Here is a 2,416-nt window from a genome sequence, read left to right as displayed (position 1 = left end):
CAAACAACGATTTAGCCGTTCATAATGGGGAATTTCATTTCGTTGAAATTGGGGAAATTTGAATCGTTGTTGACACACGCAAATCTATATTGCGAAAACACTTCTTTAATGCATATAAAAAGAGCATTAAATCGCAGAAAGAATAAAGGAATTACTTTTATAGGTTCTGGAAATTATCATTATGTATCTCATTTATTATTAGAAGAAATAAACAAGCCTTTTACCCTTATACTATTTGATCATCATACTGATATGAACTTACAGGGAGCGAATGAACAGACTCTTATTTCCTGTGGATCTTGGGTATCATTTTCTCTTCGAAATAATGATAATTTAAAGAAGGTAATCATTATTGGGCCTTCTTCTCTTACAATTCATTCTAATGATTGTCCATACGTAGAAATTTTTCCAATTGATATATCACATGAAGTATCCATGCATACAATACTTTCACATATTCATACAGAAACAATATATGTAAGCATTGATAAAGATGTTTTAGATCCAAAAGTTACTATTACCAATTGGGATCAAGGGCACATGAAATTATCTAGACTTTTACAATTTATTCATTCTCTAATTATGAATAAATCTATTTATGGTATTGATATTTGTGGTGAACTCCCAGTTTATCCTTCTCAACTTTTCTTACCTAAATATAAAAATGCTATTCAGAAAAATGAACAAGCAAACTTACAAATTTAAAAAACAATTTATGAAACGAACTTACATATTCAATATGCATAAAAAGAACGAGTACCTTATAAGGTACTCGTTCTTTTTATGCGCGATTTTCTTTTAACCACTTCGTAATCGCATCTAATCTCGAAACATCAAAACGACTCTCTTCACACACATGTAAACTGTTTAAGTTATTTACAATTTCTAGTTCATTCGTTTTTACACTTTTCGCTTCAATTATTTTGCAGTACCCGTCTGTAATGGCATTTAAATTTTCATAATAACGTTGAAACGATTTTGATATATGTAAATGTTTTTCAAAGTTTCTTCTTTTTGTCTCGTCAAATTCTTTCCGTTTTCTAAGTTCTTCATCATTCGTATATAAATAAAAATATTGATCAGGAAAACCAATTTCCCTATGTATCAGCTTTTCTTTATAAAAGTTTTCTATTAAAGATAATGGCTGATCAAATATTTCAAAATGGAAACACCAATTATAACTAAGCGGCTGATAAATGTCTCCATCAAGTATTACTAATTTATATTGCTCTGACTTCTGCATTGCTATTTTCCAGCGCTCTACTTGTTTTTCAAAATACCATGTTCTATGTTCATTTTTTGGTCTTTCAAATAATAAATTCACTTCAGGTATAATATAAGCACCATAATTCTTTTCTAACTCACGACACGTTGTGCTCTTACCAACCGCACTTGCTCCCTCAAACGCTATAATCCCCATAGTTCCTCCCTCTTTCATTAACTAAAATCTCTTTGTTTCGCTTTTCTCCCCCATAACTGTTTCCATAAAACAATTGAAGCGATGGAGAGCATTATTGTTGTAATGATACTGCCTTCAATACCAAATGTGCCTCCATGCAATATTTCTGGTCCATTTGTTATAGACTTAAAAATCGGAGTGGAATACACATTTGTACCACTAACGGCGAAACCATATACATTATATTGCGCCCAATTCCAAATTGAGTGCCATGCACATATTCCCCATAGACCATCTTCTTTCAATACGTATAAAGCTGCGTATACTCCAACTAATATTATATTCGATATAGATAATATTGTAATTCCCGGATTAAGGAGATGAAGAAATCCAAATAAAAAAGAAGTAACAATTATTCCAACCCATATACGACCTCTAGTAGAAAGAACCGGGAATAACCAACCTCGTACAATAATTTCTTCAGTTGCCCCTTGTATTAAAAATGCAACTAAGGATCCTAATATACCTACTATTACTGTTGAGGTAATATGTTGTACTTGTAATTTTACACTTCCCATTAGTAACAGCAAAATAACTGGTATTGAAATAAATACAAATCCTATTAATGCACCTTTTAAATACTTTCTCATCCATTTCTCTTTCCAAAAACCCATGGATGAAAATGGCCTTTTTTCTACAAAACGAATCCATATAAATAAAATGAGTATAGCTCCTCCAAATGTTAACAGCATTCTAATATTATCATAAATCCCTTTCATGAATGTTGTTTCAACTTTCGGTAAAAATAACATAAACAACATAAATAGTTCACCTAAAGTCAAAAATATAATGGCTAATATTACAGCAAAGATTGGATGGACTTTTTTTCTCCCTGTTTTTGCTGCTTCAATTATTTTAAATGAATTATTTTTCACTCTCTTTCCTCCTCGTATATTATATTTAAGCTGTTATTTCAGCTTTAAATTCCCTTAATAAGAGACCCGTAAATTAATACTT

General features: G+C 30.9%; 2 protein-coding genes and 1 pseudogene. 1 reads left to right on the top strand and 2 read right to left on the bottom strand.

What is annotated here, in order from left to right; all coding sequences use genetic code 11:
* Nucleotides 1-69 precede the first annotated feature (69 nt).
* Nucleotides 70-705: pseudogene (locus tag PDQ33_RS28715) on the top strand (arginase family protein); the annotation flags it as partial.
* A 76-nt stretch (nt 706-781) separates the two neighbouring features.
* Here PDQ33_RS28715 and PDQ33_RS28710 read toward each other — a convergent pair.
* Entirely contained in the window at nt 782-1,438 is a 657-nt protein-coding gene (locus PDQ33_RS28710; protein ID WP_270757102.1) for an AAA family ATPase, read from the bottom strand.
* Nucleotides 1,438-2,334 carry a CPBP family intramembrane glutamic endopeptidase gene (locus tag PDQ33_RS28705; protein ID WP_061130764.1) on the bottom strand — a complete coding sequence of 299 codons (897 nt, stop codon included), beginning with the start codon at nt 2,332-2,334 and terminating at the stop codon, nt 1,438-1,440. The genes PDQ33_RS28710 and PDQ33_RS28705 overlap by 1 nt, the downstream gene beginning before the upstream one ends.
* Nucleotides 2,335-2,416: the final 82 nt, after the last annotated feature.

Source organism: Bacillus cereus group sp. Bc031 (assembly GCF_027716265.1).
GTDB lineage: Bacteria > Bacillota > Bacilli > Bacillales > Bacillaceae_G > Bacillus_A > Bacillus_A paranthracis.
This window is presented reverse-complemented; position numbering and strand designations above follow the sequence as displayed.